Origin of the sequence: Algoriphagus zhangzhouensis (assembly GCF_900148515.1) — a bacterium.
Lineage (GTDB): Bacteria > Bacteroidota > Bacteroidia > Cytophagales > Cyclobacteriaceae > Algoriphagus > Algoriphagus zhangzhouensis.
Genome location: NZ_FRXN01000003.1, coordinates 241,227 through 259,571 on the forward strand (window position 1 = coordinate 241,227; position 18,345 = coordinate 259,571).

The 18,345-nt window shown below is 38.4% G+C and carries 17 protein-coding genes and 1 pseudogene; 1 reads left to right on the forward strand and 17 read right to left on the reverse strand.

All coding sequences use genetic code 11. From position 1 onward, the window contains the following. Positions 1-13 precede the first annotated feature (13 nt). From BUF13_RS11450 to BUF13_RS11525, 16 genes and pseudogenes are all read right to left on the reverse strand, one after another. Positions 14-475, reverse strand: a complete 462-nt coding sequence (locus BUF13_RS11450) for a GNAT family N-acetyltransferase (RefSeq protein WP_073571945.1) — start codon at positions 473-475, stop codon at positions 14-16. Between the two features lie 37 nt (positions 476-512). Further along, entirely contained in the window at positions 513-851 is a 339-nt protein-coding gene (locus BUF13_RS11455) for an avidin-fold protein (protein ID WP_073571946.1), read from the reverse strand. Positions 852-892: 41 nt separating this feature from the next. After that, the gene (locus BUF13_RS11460) at positions 893-2,257 is read right to left on the reverse strand and encodes an APC family permease (RefSeq protein ID WP_073571947.1); all 1,365 of its coding nucleotides are present in this window, start codon (positions 2,255-2,257) and stop codon (positions 893-895) included. A gap of 21 nt (positions 2,258-2,278) precedes the next feature. Next, positions 2,279-3,010, reverse strand: coding sequence for an acetolactate decarboxylase (locus tag BUF13_RS11465; RefSeq protein WP_073572444.1), 732 nt, complete (start codon positions 3,008-3,010; stop codon positions 2,279-2,281). A gap of 16 nt (positions 3,011-3,026) precedes the next feature. Beyond that, positions 3,027-4,049: a glycoside hydrolase family 43 protein gene (locus BUF13_RS11470; protein ID WP_073571948.1), complete on the reverse strand. Its 1,023-nt coding sequence runs from the start codon at positions 4,047-4,049 to the stop codon at positions 3,027-3,029. Between the two features lie 78 nt (positions 4,050-4,127). Continuing rightward, positions 4,128-4,355, reverse strand: a pseudogene (locus BUF13_RS11475) (dihydrofolate reductase family protein); the annotation flags it as partial. A 194-nt stretch (positions 4,356-4,549) separates the two neighbouring features. Next, positions 4,550-6,886 carry an ABC transporter permease gene (locus BUF13_RS11480; protein ID WP_073571950.1) on the reverse strand — a complete coding sequence of 779 codons (2,337 nt, stop codon included), beginning with the start codon at positions 6,884-6,886 and terminating at the stop codon, positions 4,550-4,552. A 160-nt stretch (positions 6,887-7,046) separates the two neighbouring features. Beyond that, positions 7,047-7,667 (reverse strand): dihydrofolate reductase family protein, encoded by a 621-nt coding sequence (locus BUF13_RS11485; RefSeq protein WP_073571951.1) that lies wholly within the window; start codon positions 7,665-7,667, stop codon positions 7,047-7,049. Positions 7,668-7,711: 44 nt separating this feature from the next. Next, positions 7,712-8,071 carry a hypothetical protein gene (locus BUF13_RS11490; RefSeq protein WP_073571952.1) on the reverse strand — a complete coding sequence of 120 codons (360 nt, stop codon included), beginning with the start codon at positions 8,069-8,071 and terminating at the stop codon, positions 7,712-7,714. 66 nt (positions 8,072-8,137) lie between these two features. Next, on the reverse strand, positions 8,138-9,070 hold the full coding sequence (locus BUF13_RS11495; RefSeq protein ID WP_073571953.1) for a hypothetical protein: 933 nt from the start codon (positions 9,068-9,070) through the stop codon (positions 8,138-8,140). A 137-nt stretch (positions 9,071-9,207) separates the two neighbouring features. Further along, a complete protein-coding gene (locus BUF13_RS11500) occupies positions 9,208-9,609 on the reverse strand; it encodes an OsmC family protein (RefSeq protein ID WP_073571954.1) in 402 nt (133 codons plus the stop codon). Between the two features lie 79 nt (positions 9,610-9,688). Further along, positions 9,689-10,120 carry a lysozyme inhibitor LprI family protein gene (locus BUF13_RS11505; RefSeq protein WP_073571955.1) on the reverse strand — a complete coding sequence of 144 codons (432 nt, stop codon included), beginning with the start codon at positions 10,118-10,120 and terminating at the stop codon, positions 9,689-9,691. A 37-nt stretch (positions 10,121-10,157) separates the two neighbouring features. Next, complete coding sequence (locus BUF13_RS11510) at positions 10,158-10,517, reverse strand: cupin domain-containing protein (RefSeq protein WP_073571956.1); 360 nt, start codon at positions 10,515-10,517, stop codon at positions 10,158-10,160. 191 nt (positions 10,518-10,708) lie between these two features. Continuing rightward, the gene (locus BUF13_RS11515; RefSeq protein WP_073571957.1) at positions 10,709-11,323 is read right to left on the reverse strand and encodes a hypothetical protein; all 615 of its coding nucleotides are present in this window, start codon (positions 11,321-11,323) and stop codon (positions 10,709-10,711) included. 167 nt (positions 11,324-11,490) lie between these two features. Then, positions 11,491-11,937, reverse strand: a complete 447-nt coding sequence (locus tag BUF13_RS11520) for a hypothetical protein (RefSeq protein WP_073571958.1) — start codon at positions 11,935-11,937, stop codon at positions 11,491-11,493. Between the two features lie 169 nt (positions 11,938-12,106). After that, positions 12,107-12,577 (reverse strand): hypothetical protein, encoded by a 471-nt coding sequence (locus BUF13_RS11525; protein ID WP_134204432.1) that lies wholly within the window; start codon positions 12,575-12,577, stop codon positions 12,107-12,109. A 269-nt stretch (positions 12,578-12,846) separates the two neighbouring features. Here BUF13_RS11525 and BUF13_RS11530 point away from each other — a divergent pair, with 269 nt between their 5' ends. Further along, positions 12,847-13,236, forward strand: a complete 390-nt coding sequence (locus BUF13_RS11530) for a single-stranded DNA-binding protein (RefSeq protein WP_073571960.1) — start codon at positions 12,847-12,849, stop codon at positions 13,234-13,236. Positions 13,237-14,939: 1,703 nt separating this feature from the next. On the opposite strand, the gene BUF13_RS11535 is transcribed toward BUF13_RS11530, so the two are convergent. Further along, complete coding sequence (locus BUF13_RS11535) at positions 14,940-18,344, reverse strand: efflux RND transporter permease subunit (protein ID WP_073571961.1); 3,405 nt, start codon at positions 18,342-18,344, stop codon at positions 14,940-14,942. Position 18,345: the final 1 nt, after the last annotated feature.

Consider the following 18,345-nt stretch of genomic DNA (forward strand, 5'->3'; position numbering starts at 1 on the left):
GTTTTGCTTTTTGCTACAGGTAAGAGAGGTAAAGTTTCATTCCCTCGTGGCTTGCTTCGAAACCGAAGCCTTCATAAAAACGAATGGCTTTGGATCGTTTTTTATTGGAAGTCAATTGAATCAATTGAGCCTTGCGTTCCTTAGCCCGAGCAATCGCCCAGTTCATCATCTTACTCCCGATTCCTTGACTTCTATGTTCCTTCTTAATCTGTACCGCTTCAATTTGGGCTCTGATCCCTCCTTGGTACATGAGATATTGGATAAATGTCAATTGCATAGTGCCGATTACCACACCTTCTTCGTTTTCTATTACAATCAATTCTTGATTTGGATCAGCAATAATCTTCTCAAAAGCTTGAACATAGGAGCTTGGTAAAGGAATCTTAAAATCCTCCCTTGTTTGACCGATTTCATCATCAGTCAGCATTTCAACAATAGCAGGAAGATCATCTAATGTCGCTTTTCTAATTTCCATAGTTTATGGCTGGTTCAATTGAATAAAAGACGCAAAATCATTCTTCTTCCAAGATGGATTTGCCCTCAGACATATCTCCGGAAGTCCAGCGCCATTCCTCATGCAGCCGGGTTTTCCCATTGGGTAAAACTTCAGGTTTGGAATGGCAAATTCCGGTCATCAACTCTCCTTTTTCATTCACTTGATGGTATCTCATATTGATATTTCCATGCTCATCCACCAATCCTATCAAATGTCCTTTTTTGATTTTCCCACCCTGATACTCTGAAGTCAAAACATTACCTTCTTGCTTATAAATAAACACCGTCTCCCCACTGGTTTCCCCATTCTCGGAGTTTAATACAGGTCTAAAAATTCTATTGTTATAATTAATCATTTTGGAATATTGTTATTTCTTATCCGAATACTCTTAGAGTTTTAAGCTTCACTTTTCCCATTCCTTTTCGCAAAGAAAAGAGCTCCTATTCCCAGCAAAACATAGATGGAAAGGATATAGTAAAACTGCTCTTTGTTGACTGTAAATTCAAAATAAATGATCAACAAACCAGCAAAAAACAACCCTAAAAGTGCTACGATGGTCAAAAGAAGGGAGGAATTGGTTTCTTTTCTCTTTTTATAATTCGTGTAAGCCATCAAAAGGGAAACCCCGATAAATGTAATACTCCCGAATTCTAAAATCACCTGAAGACCTCCCGTTGCCAAAAGGATAAAAGCTAATACACTCATCGTAATAATGGCTCTATCAGGAATATGAACTTTAATTTTTCTCCCCAGAGACTTGGGGAAATAACCGTCATTAGCTATGACAGCCATCAGTCTGGAAGCCCCAAACAAGGTTCCACTGATCGCGCTAGAAGTGGCTAGCAAAGCTCCAAAAATTACCATAAACTGCCCCAAAGTTCCCAAATAAGTCTTTGCGCCAGCGGCCAATGCATATTCCTTATCCGAAATGATAATTTCCTTGGGGATGGTGGCCAATGCTGATATCGCCAATACCACATATAGGGCTGTAGCAATTCCTATGGATGAATAGATGGCTCTGGGAATATTCTTCTGAGGATCATCCATTTCATTGTAAGCATGAATCACCAATTGAAAACCTTCAAATGCGACAAAAGTGATAGCTGCAACAACAAGAATTTGGTCTAAAGTGGTCTGATTTTCAAAGACTGGATAAAGATTCTGAATATCCCCTTTCCCTACCAACATCCCTGAAATAAAAAGTAGGATAATGATCTTTGAATAGACCAAAAGGTCCTCCAACTTCCCCATTCCTTTGACACTAACCAAATTGACTACTGCGAAAAAAGTGATCACCAAACCAGCAACAATCTTCTGCCAAAGAGGGTCATTCAATGCCTCAATCTGGCTGCAAAAGTAAGATGCGAAGGTAAAGGCATACAAAGCCAAGGTGCTGATATATCCGAATACAATCAACCAACCAATTGCTGAGGATGCCAATGGGCTATTAGGAAAGGACTTTTTGAAAAAGGAATAAGTTGCCCCTTCATCCTTATAGTACAAGGCCAACTTCACATAAGAGTAAGCCGCAAAAGAAGCCAAAACACCTCCGATCAAAATCGCTATTGGAGTTGCATTCCCAATGTACTCTGTCGCAATTCCCAAAATCGAAAAGATCCCTCCTCCTACCATGCCTCCCAATGCAATGGCAATCAACTCCCCTAAACCCAACTCTTTCTCTCTTTTTCGAATGAGTTTGGTAGTTCTTTCTTTTTTAAATCTGTCGGAAAGAAATTGATTAAAAGATTCTTTAAGAGACATTGTTTTGAGGTTTGGAAAGCCTTAGTTGTTTGGTAAATAAAGTCTCATCTCTCCTATCACCAGCTCATCCAAATGCCCCATTTTGCTTTCATCCTTTGTAATCAAATGCATATGCAAATAGGAGTCATGGTGAGTAAAGACCCCTTGATGTTCGGTTGAAAAGAAACCCACAATTTCAACTTCTTCTTCCCCAATTGGATAGCTAATTTGGCCTTGATGAGCTTCATCCGGATTGGACACCTTGGTTCCTTCTGGAAGATTCTGGATATGGATTTTGGCTTTGGAAACTTTCCCAGTCAATTTAAAAGCAAATGGGCGCTTGAGCTCCAAGGACTTTTCATCGATGAATCCCTCCAAATCCTGAATACTTTTAACCTGAGAAGGTAATTCTACTTGATCCCATTCAATTACATTTCCAAAGACAAAAAATGGAGCTGAGATGTCAAAACTTTGGATCACTTCCATAGTCGAATCTGAAGTCACTTTGGAAAAATAGCTTTTCCCATTATTGATCAAAATCTCTCCTTTCAGGAAAGCCAAAGGTCCTAAGCCATATAATCCTGTTTTCTCGGAAATTGTATCTAAGCCAATTTTCCCTTCCAATTCTCCTTTCCACATGACATCCCTCATGGCACCCGCGATTTTCAATTCAGAGTTGTTATTTGGATTTTGGGATTCCTTCTGATCTTTTTTGCAACTGACAATCAAGACAAGAAATAGAATCCAAGAGAAATTCTTTACTGACGTTTTCATAGATGAGGCGCTGGTTTTACTTGGGATTATATTTCGGTCCAAGAATTAATTTATCTCCTGAATCATCCATTTCAAACAAATTGGGATAGCGGATATACCGACCATTTTCACTTCGATGACTATGTACGGACATCAGGAGCTTTCCTTCCAAGGTTCTGAACAACATACCATGACCGAAATTTGGAGGAGTGATAGGTTCCTCTTCCTGAATCCAAGGTCCATCCAACGTTCCACTTTCTGAATAGGCTACTCCCTGAGTATAGACATCATAAACCCAACTTGTCCAAAGCATTCCCAGCTTTCCAGTTTGAGTTTTGAATAACCAAGGACCATCCGTCACCTTACTTGGCAGGGTATCTCCTTCACTGTTCACTTCTCTACTCCAGGGCGCATCAAAAGCGCGAAACAGCGTATCACTTTCTCCAATAGAACCTGATAAATCGGATTTTAACTCAATCTTGGACATCGTTCCATTCCAGTTTTGGAGCCACTCTCCACAATAAATCATGTAGGGAATCCCATCTTCCTCCCAAAATGTCCCATCTAAAGTTGGTGCATCTGCAGGAAGATAAGTAGGATCTTGCATCGGGACATAAGGACCATCAGGTTGATCGCTAACTAAGATATGGCTAGCACGCCGAGGAATCACATTGTCTTTGACCGTATCAATCTTGATTTGATCATTGGTGAAAGTGCCAAAAAAGTAATACTTGTCTTTGTATTGATGGAGCTCAGCCGCCCAAATCATAGGCCTTTTTCCCATCCAGGAATTCGAATCTGTTTCTGCCACCCAATAGGGACCATTCCAAAGTTTTAAATCTTTGCTTTTCCAAAGCCAACCGCCGGTTCCGGTCATATAATACATTCCAGACTTTGCATCCGCCAAAATCGCCGGATCACTCAAGCGAATTGAATCCAAAGGAACATTTTCCTTGACTTCACGAATCCTCCTGCCACTATTTTGTTCCTGAATAATTTCTGGTTCTTTAGAATTACAGGCAAAAAAGATCAATAAGCCAAAAAGCAGGAGATATCTCATTTCATTTTTTGTTTCAGACAATTCTAAAAATAGCCATAAATAAAAAAAGAGGGAATCCCCTCTTTTAATCTTGTCACTCTATTTTTTATTCAGCTTGTACCTGATATGAGTGGTATATTCTGAAGGAATTATCTCCATTACTTTCAGTTCATATTTATCCTCATCTATCCCTTCAAACAGCCGGATTCCCTTCCCCAAAAAGATGGGGGTGATATGGAGAAAAAACTCATCAATCAGGCCCGCATTGAGGAACTGCTGAATGGTTTCGGCTCCCCCTTGAATCCGCACATCTTTACCTTTTGCTGATTTAAAACCTTGTACAAAGCGTTTTCTTTTCCCTCATTCAATTAAAATTCTCCAGAAAGCCCATCCTTAGACCTAATCTGGTGAAAATTCATTGTTCAATTACCTATTGTGAAGAAAGTATTCAAGACCAAATGGCATTTAATAAACATGCGCGGTATGTCAAGGAAACCCTGTTTTTGGGTCTAAAAGAATTCTTATTCATATCTCAAAACATAAATTGGGTTTCGAGTCGCTGCTCTCCAGCTTTGCCAGCTAATAGTCAATAATGCAACTACCATCGCCAAAAGACCTGTTGCTGCAAAAATCCACCAGCTAATCGCCGTTTTATAAGCAAAATTTTCAAGCCAAGCATACATTAAATAATAAGAAATAGGAACTGCCATGCCAAAGGCAATACATACCCATTTTACAAAATCTCTATTGAGCAGAACCATTATTTCAGAGATTTTGGCACCGTTTATCTTTCTGATTCCGATTTCTTTTGTCCTGCTCAAGGCCATTTGTTTGGATAAACCATAAAGTCCCAAGCTTAATATCAGAAAAGCAACTGCAACAAAATATGACAGAAGCTTCAACATTTTGTTTTCATCACGATAGGTTGCAGTAAATTCCTCCGAGAAAAAATAATATTCAAATGGAAACTCAGCAACGTAATTTTGATATTCATTTTTTACCAAAGAGATGATTTCAGCTTTGTCTTTATCATTCTTATAATGAATATATAAATCATGGGTATCCGTGCCATAGGTGATCATCAAGGGCCTTATTTTATGCGAAAAATGGCGACTGTGAAAATTCTTCACCACTCCGATGACTTCATAGGTTTCATCCTTTAATTGTACTGATTTCGATATTGGGTTTCCCAAACCCATGATTTCAGCTGCTTCTTCGTTGATGATTACTTTATTTTGATTGGAAGTTTCGGTTGAAAAATCCTCTCCTAGTAGAAGCTCCAAATCAAATGTATTAATGAAATCAGCATCTGCTCGAACTATTGCAATTGAATGCTTATCCTCCTTATCAATCCCCTCCCAAGTCCATCCAGGTGTTTCAACTCCCGATTTAATCATGGGAGAAGTGTTTGTAATGTTTTCAATTTTGGAATTTGTAAGAAGTTGTTCTTTGATGATGGAATAGTTCTCCCCCATCTTTCCTTTGAGCGGAACATGAATTACATTCTCTTTAGTATAGCCCAAATCTTTATTAAAAATAAATGTTAACTGCTTGTAAATAAGAAATGTAGAACTCATTAATACAAGAGCAAGTGTAAACTGGAATACAATCAAAAATCTCTTAAAGCCCCTTCCAATTGCCAATTTCTTAAGCCTAAATTCATTTGACCGAGAAAAGTTGACTATTAAACCAAAGGAAAAAATCCCTACGATAATGGCAATAAGCAAACCCATTCCTATCAGAGCACTAATAATAAACCCGTTTTGATGAAATCCTATATTAGGATTTTCTGAAAACTGACTAAACAATGATCTGAAACTATTAAAAAGTAAAAATGAGCCAAGCAAAGAAATCAAAACCAAAATAAATGGCTCCGTTAGAATGGACACTACAATTTCATATTTAGAAGCACCCAAAATCTTTTTTAAACCCGTCTCTTTTTGTCTATTGGCGATCCAAACACTGACAAAACTGGAGAAATTCAAAACGGCAATTATAAAAATGAAAATAGCTGCAATAGAAAAAATATAAACATATTGGATCGAGCCAGGATGATAAACAAACTGTTGAAAATCGCTATGAAAGTGCATATCCTTCAATGGATGAAGGTACCATTCAATATCAAAACCAAGATTTTCATAATCATAGAATTGGGAGATTTTCTCTTCAAAATTAATTTGATCAACCCCATCCGGCAATAAAACAAAGGTGGATTCACCAAAGGCAAACCAATTATTGGGTTCATTTAGGGAATTGGGAATCAAAAAGTCAAACTGAAGCGAGGAATTATCCTGGATAGTTTCATACACACCATATATATTATATTCCCTTTTTTCATCTGTATCTACAAAAAATGAAATTGACTTATTTAAGGGATCAGTATTTCCAAAAAACTTGTCAGCTAATCTTTGGGAAATCAGAATAGAATTGGGATGAGTAGCGATTGCTCCAGCCTCTCCAACTTTCATATCCACAGTGAATACCTCAAAAAATGAAGGCTCTATTGCGAATCCCTGCTCCAGAAATTTTTTACCTTCAACTTCCAAAAACCTTCCGCCAAATTGCTTTTCAAATCTAGTACTTTGAATCACCTCAGGAATATTTTCTTTCAAATAGGGTCCTAAAGGCATGGGGGTTTCCATGATAAAATCGGACTTTCCATCAGAATATTTCCATTCAGAAGCAACCATGAAAATATTTTCATAGTTGTCATTATGCTTATCAAAGGAAAGTTCGTGATGGATCCAAATTAAGATAAAAATGATAGAAGTGATTGCCGTCGTTAACCCGATCAAATTCACAATCGAGGCATTTCTGTGCTTCCATAGATTTCTAAAACTTATTTTAGGGCTCTTCATAGCGGCAATTTTTACTTTCGGCAGACATTTTCAAAAACTATAGAAAACATAGCCAATTATTAATTATAAATGTGGTCCTAACCTAATCGCTTAATAAATAGGAGAAAATCAATATACCGCCTTCAATTTCAAATTTGAAACAGTCTCTATTCTTGTAACTCTATTTTTTATTCAGCTTGTACCTGATATGAGTGGTATATTCTGAAGGAATTATCTCCATTACTTTCAGTTCATATTTATCCTCATCAATCCCTTCAAACAAGCGAATTCCCTTCCCCAAAAAGATGGGGGTGATATGGATGAAAAACTCATCAATCAGGCCTGCATTGAGGAACTGCTGAATGGTTTCGGCACCTCCTTGAATCCTCACGTCCTTTCCTTGAGCTGATTTCTTAGCCAATTCCAAAGCACTCTCTAATCCATCATTGATAAAGTAAAAAGTCGTAGATCCTTTTTGTACCCAAGGTTCGCGCATTTCATGGGTCAGAACAAAAACATCTGCCTCAAATAGATCCTCGGCCCAGACTACTTCCCCTTCGTCAAACATTCGCTTCCCCATGATATAGGACCCTGTTCGGGCAAAAACATCATCAATCAACTTTCCATCTTGTCCATCCTCTTCGCCACCTTCCTGCTTGATATGCTTCCAAAATGCTTTTTGCTTAAACATCCATTGATGAAGCTTCATAGAAATGCCTCCCATGGGATTACTGGGACTTCTATTTTCCCCTGCAAAAAAACCATCCAAAGAGATCGCACAGTCAAAAATTACTTTTGTCATAGGTTATTAGGTTTATTTCAATTTAGTCTGAAATCACCAAAAAATCACTCTTTATCAATATGGTCCTTGAGCTCTTCTTTTAATCGGTAATATTGTTTCAGTTTCCTCTCAAGAATCTCTTCTTCGGAAAGATTCTTTCTTTCACTTACCGGCTTATCAAAATTATCCGAGATCACTTCAATTGTCACTTTATCTCCCGCATCCAAGGCATTAATTGCCCAATCAAAATGCTGATGGGTTTCGGAGTTCATCCCCCCGATTTGCATATTCAATTCCTCAGATTCATCATTTGCCCTTCTGACCGAGTGTAGGATACAGGTCACAATTGAATCCTCTTTTTCAAAACCTGCTCGGCAAATCACCTGTTCATTTAGGCTTACTTTGAAGCCAAATATTTTTTTCATTTTTGATTGATTTCAATTTTAAAGCTCATAAAAATATTTTGTAAGAAACGATGGCAACTATATTTCTCACAAACCTTCACAACTCACTTCTGTTTGGCCAACGTAACCCATCAAAGGGTTGGATCCTTTCATACTGGACAAAAACACCAATCGACGAATACATAAATCATCGGAAATTTTATAAATAATATCCGGTTTGGAGTCGCTATCAATATCGCCGATTATAATTTCAGAAATATTGAATCCATGGTCATGAGGGAATTTGTATAATGCTTGGTGGACGCCTGAGTCACGATTAACCAGTTCTAATTCAACATTAAAATACGTTGGATCGATAGTTCCAAATCCTTGAAAAGAAAATCCATTTTGGCTAAAATCAGCCGAATAGATCAACTCGTAATCTTCATTGTTCAAACTGAAATTGAACTTGACGTTTTTCTCCAAAGGATGTTCTCTTGGCGAACTATTCCTAGGAAGATCAATGGGATTTGCTGGAGAAATTAAATGCATCTCAAGTTCTTTCTCATTAAGTTCAATTGTAGGATCAAATAAGCTGATGACCTCTCCAATATTTACCCCCTCGACTTCTATCGTTCTCTTTATGAAATAACCTCCACCGGTTTCTTCAAATAGGTAATGTACAATGCCGACAAGTTTTTTAACAGCAAACTGGTTATCTACAGATTTGATTACCCCAAAATATTCATTCTCTTCCCCATCATCAGTAATCCTATTCTCTACTTTCCATTGGTTTAAAATATCCACGATTTCACTATTCCACCAAGAGGTATCAATGTGCAGGGCTACATTCTCAATCAGATGATTTTCCAATTCATACCAATTCGGAAAAGCAACGCTATCTACCAAGTACTTGTTCGAGGCATCTATTCTCTCGACACTAGTGTAGGGAAGTGAATCTCTTGGAACTTCCTGACTTAAAGAATTAAAAGTCAGCAACAGGAAACAGATAAAAACTGAATGACAAATTCTGGACTGCATTATCATTGTAAAAGTTTTTCGGGTTTGAAAAAAAATATTTACCCTGGCTTCTCAACAAGAAATCTGCCAAGTAGAGCTAACTGGAATTTAGAAATGAATTGAAAAACCCGCCGAAAAGAGCTATCTGATTGAATGAATCAACTTGCTTTGGTTATGATTCCAGAAATTGAGCAGGATGATTTCACGGTATTAAAAATGGTCCCAAAATTCTCAATATTCCTTTTCAATAGTTCAATATTCAGTTTTTCATCTTGACTATAAATAGTCAATTCATACTTGATTTCATCCATTCGGGGAGGTTTTTCAAGCCTGATTCCTTTTACGGTAATCTCAGCTTTATCGTATTCAAAATTCATCAACTGAGAAAAACGCTCAACATTTTTTAACATACAGGCGGAAAGAGAACCAAGGAACAGTTCAGCAGGATTGGGCAAAGTATCGGCTGTCTCTGGAGTTATCCCAAAACTTATATCAGCATCTTTGACTTGGAAAGAAGCATCTTTTTTGGAATAAGAAACAGCCTGGGTGATATACTCCATAGAAATAAATGATTTGGTAAAAACTTGAAATCAGGCAAAAACTGGATGAGGAACCAACTTTTAAAGGAACTCCTCTAATTTACTCATCCTGTTCTATTGAATCATAATACCCTGCCAATTGCCCAGCTCTATTTCTCACAATATCTGTCTTTCGTCCTGCAGCTATCACTATCCACATCGTTCCTTGCATTTGCCCGGGATATAGTTCATTTATCATCTCAAACTCCTTATCCCGAAACTCTATCCATTGCCTTTGAGCGATCTTAAGCTTTTCTTTACCTGCTGAGTCGAGCAAACTCATTAGCAATTTGTAGTACTTATTCAATTCTTCATCCCATTCTTGCCTGGCAGTAATTTCACAATTGACCATTCCTGAAGTGGTGAGGTTAGTCTCCAAGGAAAGACAGTTTGAACGTTTCCTATCTATAGAAAGCGCTTCAGATCCTTCAGTTTGGCTAAAAGCCAGAGTTGAAATAGTAAAAAGTAGAAACAGAAGGGATGTTTTTTTCATGGAATAAAATAACGAAAAAGCATTTGTTCATTTGATTTTATATTCTGTCCAATATGTGTTTGGTCAATTCGTTTTCTGTGTCTCCAGTATTCAAAGTTGTTGCCGGTTCAAAAAGCATAACCCATACTTCTTCGTCAGCTACGGGTTTGTGTTCTACACCTTTTGGCACTATCAAAAATTCATTTTCATTTACAATTACTGTTTTGTCTCTATACTCCATTTTGAAATTCCCCTTTACGACAAAAAAGAGTTCGTCTTCGTGATCGTGTTTGTGCCAAACAAACTCGCCTTTGAGTTTGGCAAGTTTGACGTGCTGTCCGTTGAGTTCGCCTACTATTTTGGGAGACCAATGTTCCGTAAAAAGTTGAAATTTCTGTTCTAGGTTTACTTTTTCCATTTTGTTGTCTTTTTTTTTTTCAAAATTGAGTATTCAATTTCGTATCCGTTTACTTGTAGTCTGTTACTGTTTGGTTTTACAAATTGACTCCTAACCGTGAGTATTTGCAAAATAGGTGATTGAGGGCTACAAACTTGAATTTACTGCTATTTCGCCTATTTTGTAGATACATTGTTAGCGCTTTGTTGTTGTCAATATGTCCGTTTTGTTTTTTGAAAATCTTCAGCCTTTGTGAAAAATTCTATTGTCAAAACCAACAGCATAAAACAGAGAAACGTAACTTTTTGCATCACAGCCAACAATCCCCAGTTGCCTGCACCAAACAAATACAAGGTGGAATAAAATATCAGAAGACTGACTATACAAAGCCACTTCAACCAATGAATCTTTGTCTTTAAGATAAATATGGTAATGTAAAACAATCCTATCATGGTCAAGGTACTAGAAACTGTAACCATGATATCATGCAAGGATGTCGCTATCAGGAAAGTAAAAAGCATATTTACAAGCCCTACAGCCAGTAAAACCAACTTCGTATGTTTGTGGGGTATTTTTCGAGAGGTATGAATAAAAAAAAGTCCATATCCTATTGAATTGAATACCATACCGATAAGCGCCCAAATCCTTGAAGGATTCACAGAACCATTGAGGGCTATGGGTAAAAATAAATTACTGAAAAAATTTGTGGACCAGTCAAAGCCTAAAGAGTTTTTATCCTCGATAGAACCTCCTGGATAAAGATTAATGGCAATTCCAAGAAAAAGCACAGAGAGAATAACGCATAGTAGAACCCAATACCTTTTCATATGCTATCGGAATTTAATTATTACTTTTCTCAATCTAATTGGACAACTCGTTTCCTTCAAAAAATCCTGACTCAATCCCCATAAGAACCTTTCCGGTTCCGTGCAACATAGGTTTCATCGTTCGTGCTACGCACGCGACGAAAATCTAGTTGTTGGGTGCTGGCCTTCTATCCAATCCCTTGTCCAAATTGGAAACATTCATAGTGTGCCAAATAAATTATCCAGTCCCTTTTACTGTTAATAATTAAAAGGTCGTCCGAGCTTGGGCAATAGAAGACCTCCCAGTTGTCAATGAATGTTTGAAGGTCTGTTAGAATAGCTTGTCCGGTTTCCCAAATTAAAATTACTTCATCTTCTCTATTTTCAAATTCTAGAAGTCGCTTCGTTGTCCAACTATAGTCGTCATTGAAATCTTTTTCTTCAAAAGTCTTAAATCTGTCCTTGTTCAGCGTGAATTTACCAACTATGTTATCATTAAATAATTTGTCCCAAATTAAGTCATAAGCTTTTTGGTCAAAGCTTTTAATTTGAGTCAAGACTTCCTTTTTATCCTCAAACCTCCAATTCATGTCAAGGTTTTCAGAAGTTACATATTTGTCTAAGTTGTCAATCATTCTCTTTTTGTCTCAAAGGCTTGCGCCCAACGGCCTCGCATAACCCAAGGCACGGGTTTAAAGGTATATTGTTTTCAGTTGGTTCTCTTATGGTTTCCCTCCTCGATCATTCAGTTTTGCGGTTCAGCCGTGCTTTGGGGTATGCGTTGTTGTGCACAGTTTTTTTTATTCATTCAGTTTCTTTTCGGAAATACGTTTTATATTTTTTGTCAGTCCAAAATGCTATTAATTTTCTCAAATCAAGAGTTCCATTTTCGTTAATCCGATAAAGTTTGTTCCTTTTCCAATAGAGTTTGCTTGGTGGTTTAACTCTGTTTTGTCCGCCACTTGATAATGATGACATTATAAATTCATTTAATTCAATTCGGTTAATTTTTAGGTCAGCTGAAAGCACTAATGAATCTTTGATTTTATTTCCATTTGAATCTCGAACTTGCAAAGAGTCCGAAACTAACTCGGTTTTTAAATAAATAGTGTCATTTGACACTTTCCATTTTCCAGTTGTCCAACTTGAAGAAAGGTCAAATCTGTAATTATGAACAAAGGTTGAGTCCGATTTCAATTCAATACTTTCAGAAAAACGGTCATTATAAATTCCGACATACTTGTTTTGTCCAAAAGTAAAATTGGATATCAGCAAAATCAGGATTAATTCGGTTAGTCTCATTTTTGGTCAACTTGCACACAACACTTGTATAAACTCAACTCCTTCTAAACCTACTAATCTTTTTTTATTTAATAACCCACCCAATTAGCCCAAAAACAAAGATTATCCGACAACAAACGACTACTATCGGATACTGTCGACTATTCACCGACTAATCTTTGCTCTTCCCATGAACTTTGGATCATCAAGTTTTCCCTCTGGCGAAAACGAAAAATCAAATTCTTATTTAAACAATACTTATTATGAATGCGCTAAGAAACAAAGTACAGCTAATCGGACGTATGGGTGACAAAATCGAAATCAAAACCTTTGAGTCTGGAAGAATTATGGGCAAGGTAAATTTGGCAACCAATGAAACCTATAGAAATGCCCAAGGAGACAAGATCACAGACACTACCTGGCATCACCTCGTTATTTGGGGTAAGCAGGCCGAAATCCTAGAAAAATATACTGACAAAGGTTCTGAAATCGCAGTTGAGGGAAAGATCTCCAATCGAGACTATACAGATAAAGATGGGGTAAAAAAATATATCACAGAGATTGTGGTACATGAGTTTTTACTACTAGGCACTCCCAAAGGAAAATCCGAATCTAATTCGGCAGTAACCGACGAAGATGACCTTCCATTTTGATTAAATAAGTTCTATTGAACTCCTAATACACCTAAAGCACAAGTCATATGGCTTGTGCTTTTATGATCTTTAGACTCAGGTCAAGAAACTTGAATCTTTTTAGGCAACATGAGTAAAGGTCTTTCCAACAATATTATCGACACCTCCTCGGCATTTTATCGATTCCCCTAACAATGCTTTCGTGGCCGAGGGAAATGGAAAGCCACCTAAAATACCCTGGGCTAAAGCCCAGGGCTATTCAATCCCAAATCTTTAGACCTAGGTTCAAATTTTGTAGCCAATCAAAATTATAGTAAGGACCCGCCTTCCAGTTTTGGGTGTTAAGAAATCAATTGTGAGGGAGGCAATTAGGAAGCCTGCCTGCTGCAGGCAGGCTTGTTTGACGAAAATTTTGCTAACTCTAACTTTCAGTTTAAAAGAGATTCTATGCAAAATTGAGGAGTTTGCCGACGTGTGGGGAGGAAATTGATTTTAACCCAAAAATGGACAGCGGTGGTTTTTTTGGTCCTTTTTCACCTACAGGAAAAAGGACGGAAAAGTAAAGTCAAAGAATAGATACCATAGAGAAAACGTCACCCCCCTTTCTTCAACCATCCAATAATTTGATTTTAGTTTGCAAACTCTATGATTAAGAGTTCGAGATTACAAATCTCAAACAGCATCGGATTCGAGATTGCAAATCTCGAATAGCATGTCTAGTTAATAATTGTTCGTGATTACTCCCGCATAGCTATCAGGATCTTAAACAGCAAGAATCAAAATTCCACATTTTAAATATTTGAAGATAGCTTAAATCTATCGGTGCGGTGGGAGGATTTGGCAGCGGGGTGTGCGCGGGACTTGTGCGGCTGAAGCTTTGCCAAATCTTGATCTTTTGGTTCTTTTGTATCAAGACAAAAGAACAGGTTACTCCCACATAGCTATCGGGATCTCGAATAGCAGGTCTCCTGCTTTGAACCGTTTTTGCCAAGACGGATATCATCCCCTCTCTTTCAATTAAAGTAAATTCTCTTCCTCTCTCATTTTGAATGTACTTTTGGCATGGCCCAAAAGTACGAAAAGGCCTAGTCGCAGCTAAGCTTCCCCCCGCAAATCCTACCCACACCCCGCGGCTGCGACGACCCACCGCACAACTAGAGTTGAGTTATGAAGACGATTTAAAAAAAGTGGAAACTTAAAAGATTCCTGAATTTGCTTTGAAGTGGCTGGTGACGGATTGGAGGCAATAAGCGTTAAGAAAATCGGCTAGTTCCGAACATGTTCGGAAATCCGCCGATTTTTAGCATTTGACCCAATCCGGCAGAAGATGTCCGAAGGCATTTTCAAGCCACTTCAGGCAAAAGACTTTTGTAACTTTTGGTCTTTCAAAAGTTAGATAGAAAAACACCTTAAGCTCTTCGTATGAATTTAATAAAAATCTAATTAGGCTTGTCCAAGTCAGGAGACTTGAACCACAAGGGTACTTGATGCCGAGGAGAAAACGTCACCCCCCTTTCTTCAACCATCCATTAATTTGATTTGAAAGTTACAAACTCGATGGATATGGGTTCAAGATTGCTCCTGCATAGTAATCGGGATCTCGAATAGCATGGACACGTTATTTTTAACCTTAATTAACTAAAAACCAGCCCCTTTTAAAAGTAAAAACCTCCGAGACATAGTCCCGGAGGTTTGTTCAAAAAAAACCACCAACCTTAAATCAATCATGCTTTCACTTTGCGAAGCTTCATATTCAGCTTATCTGCCAGTAAATACATGACTGGTACGATCACTAACGTAAGGAAGGTCGCAAAGGTTAACCCGAAAATCACTGTCCAAGCCATCGGGCCCCAGAAATCTGCGTTATCTCCACCTACGTAGAATTGCGGATCAAAAGAACTCAAAAGAGTTCCGAAATTTATATTCATTCCGATTGCCAATGGGATCAAACCTAGTACAGTTGTGATCGCTGTAAGCAACACCGGACGAAGACGAGTCTTCCCAGATTCAACGATACTTCCTACCAGATCAGTATAGGAAAGCACATCATTTTCTCCGATTCCCAACTCTTCTCTTTTTCTACTTCTCACCAGATTGGTATAGTCAATCAATACAATCGCATTGTTCACCACAACCCCGGCTAAGGAAATAATCCCGATACCTGTCATGATCACTACGAAGTCCATATTGAAAATCACCAAGCCCAAGAATACCCCAATCGTACTCAAGACCACGGAAGCCATAATGATGAATGGAGTAGTCACTGAGTTAAACTGCGCAACGATGATCAAGAAGATCATGGATACTGCAATTGCCAATGCACGCATCAAGAAAGCCTGAGACTTTGCCTGCTCTTCCTGCTCCCCTGTGAACTTCACCTGAATCCCATCAGGGATCTCATAGGTAGCCATTAGGTTTTTCAACTGAGCATTGATTTCAGTAGCATTATACCCTTCCAACACATTGGAAGAAACAGTAATCACTTTCTCCAAGTCTTTTCTTTTCACAGAACCATAAGTTGAACCATATTCTACATCAGCCACTGCCGAGATAGGCACTTCTCTTTTGGTTCCAAACTTATCTCTGAATCCGATTTTCTTATTGATCAAAGTATTGATATCATATCGGTATTCATCCATCAATCTCAATTGAATCGGATAATCATCTTCCCCTTCTTTGTACTTGGAAACTTCCAATCCAAATAGAGCTGTTCTCATTTCTGTTGCAATATTGGAAGTGGAAAGGCCAAATCTTCTGGCTTTCTCTCTATCAATATTCAGGATCACTTCTGGACTTCCCAAAGACAAATCCGTCTTAAGTTCTTCAACACCCGCTACATTTTGTTTGTCGAGGTATTCCTTGGTTTGGTTCACAAAAGCAATCAATTGCTCATAATCCTCACCGATAAACTCAATGTTTACTGCTTTACCAACAGGAGGTCCATTTCTCTGTTTATTTACAGTAATCTGAACACCCGGATATTTTTCTACCAAATCACGGATATCTTCCATCACTTCATTGGTGTTCGCACCTTGACGGTCGATGTAATCCACAAAACCAATGGTGATTTTAGCTTTATGAGGAGTAGCCTGGTTACTAGGTCCTTCCAAAGGATCTCCTGTTCCTTCTCCTACCTGAGTAATCATCGATTCAATGATTGACTGATATGGAGTCAAAGTAGCCCAAACCTCATCCTCCATTTGATCCACAAATTTATTAGTCGCTTCGATATCTGTTCCGATAGGAAACTCCACAAAGACATTGATCAATTGAGGCTGATTATCTGGGAAGAAAAGAATTTTTGGAGCTCTGATCCCCAACAATCCTAAGGATAAGAATAGAAGCAAAATCGTACCTCCAAAGAAGAAGTAAGGTCTTTTCCCATCCAAAGCGTAAGACAAAGTTGACTCATACCAGTTTTCCAACTTCACCAACAAGACAGTCTGGAACCAACGGATTGCTTTTCTCAATGCAAAAACATTGAACAAGGTCAATACGCATGCAATCAGCATCAAGGATCCAAAAGCGGTCCATCCCATCAAATAAAGAATGGTAGAAAGCACCAAGAAAATCCCCGCAATAATGATTGATTTTTGCTTCGGCTTGTCCTTAGTCACATCCTCCACTTTCATATACATGGCAGTCAAAACCGGGTTGATTACCAATGCCACAAACAAAGAGGAAGACAATACAATGATCAAGGTGATCGGAAGGAACTTCATAAACTCCCCTACGATATCATCCCAGAAAGCCAATGGTAAGAATGCCGCCAAGGTCGTCGCTGTGGAAGTGATAATTGGCCAAGCCACTTCACCCACACCTTCTTTAGCTGCCTCAATGGCTGATTTTCCTTCAGACATCAATCGATAGATGTTTTCGACCACCACGATACCATTATCCACCAACATCCCCAAAGCAAGAATCAAGGAGAACAAAACCATCAGGTTCAAGGAAATTCCCAATGCATTCAAGATCAGGAATGAAATGAACATGGAAAGCGGAATCGCAATACCAACAAACAATGCATTTCTAAATCCCAGGAAGAACATCAAAACCAAAACCACTAAGATCACCCCAAAAATGATGGAGTTTTCCAAGTCACTCACCTGCAATCTGGTTTGCTTGGATTGGTCATTGGTAATTGTAATCTCCAAATCAGAAGGGAATCGATTAGCTTTTGCCTTGTCGATGATTTCCTTGATTTTATCTGCTGCGATCAACAAGTTTTCACCTGATCTTTTGGTCACGTTGATAGTGACTACTGGAAGGTTTTTACTTCGTGCATATGAACTTCTCTCCTTATAAGTATCGTCGACAACAGCCACATCTCTCAAGTAGACGATTTTCCCATTATCAGTCTTTACGATGATATTCAACAGATCATATGGATCAGAAAATTCTCCATCCACACGAAGAGTTCTGGTATAATCACCAGCGCGGATATTACCCCCAGAAATAGTTACGTTTTCTGCCTGAACAGCCCCAGAGATATCACCAAAGGTCACTCCAGTAGCTTCCATCTTATAGGGATCTACATTGATCTGGATTTCTCGCTCTACAGTACCTGCCAGGTCAGCCTTGGAGATTTCAGAAAGCTTCTCGATTTCATCCTCTAGGTATTCACCGAATTTCTTCAGCTCCGTCTCAGAATAATCCCCCGAGATATTTACGTTCATGATCGGGAAATCCGAAGTATTCACTTCCAAGACATTTGGATCCTGATCCAAATCTGTCGGAAGCTCACTTTTGGCCTTATCGACAGCGTCTTTTACATCCTGAATCGCCTTGGAGATTTCCACACCAGGGTTAAACTCAATGATGATGGAAGAGAAATCCTGAACGGAAGTAGAATTAATGTCTTTGACATCATTCATCCCTTTCAGCTCCTTCTCTATCGGTCTGGTGATCAAGTTTTCCATATCTACAGGTGAGTTACCCGGATACGGAGTCCCTACATAGACTGTAGGAATAACGATTTCAGGAAAACTCTCCTTCGGCATGGTTCTATAGGCACTTAAGCCCAACACTGTAATAATCAGTGTCAAAATCACCACCGAGGTAGAGTTATCTACACTCAGACTGGACAGTCCAAATTCCCTGATATGCTTAGATTTTGGTTGCTCAGCCATA